The following is a 412-nucleotide window of genomic DNA, read 5'->3' on the forward strand; positions in this document are numbered from 1 at the left end:
TTATTCAAAGCCGCGGCCCCCAGCGATTCGCTGGGGGCCGCGGCTTTTTTTGCGTTGTGCGCATGTGTGTACGACCGGCAGATCAGGGACTTCCGCCCGGACGCGGGGTGTCCCTGGATGTCGGACAATGGAGAAGGTGCACGGCCAGGAGGTCGGCGCCGAACCGCGAGCGGGCAGTGGTGCTGCCCGGTGCGCGGTGGAGATGAAGAAGCAGAAGGAGTCACCACGATGGCGAACGAGCCCCAGGACCGTCCCGAGCGTCGATCGGACGACGGCCGCGGCTACGAGCCCCGGTCCCGCGGGAGCTGGTCCAACGACCGTGCTCCGCGACGCGACGACCGCCGCGACGACCGTGGCGGCCGTCCCGCCGGCGGCGGCTACGGCGGTGGCCGTGACGACCGCGGTGGCGCCC

General features: G+C 71.1%; 1 protein-coding gene. It reads left to right on the forward strand.

Annotated elements, in window-relative coordinates; translation table 11 throughout:
* Window positions 1–228 precede the first annotated feature (228 nt).
* Window positions 229–412, forward strand: a 184-nt coding sequence (locus VR45_RS49855) for a hypothetical protein (RefSeq protein ID WP_234326699.1), incomplete at its 3' end; no start/stop codon positions are given.

Origin of the sequence: Streptomyces sp. NRRL S-495 (genome assembly GCF_000966955.1) — a bacterium.
Classification (GTDB): Bacteria; Actinomycetota; Actinomycetes; order Streptomycetales; family Streptomycetaceae; genus Kitasatospora; species Kitasatospora purpeofusca.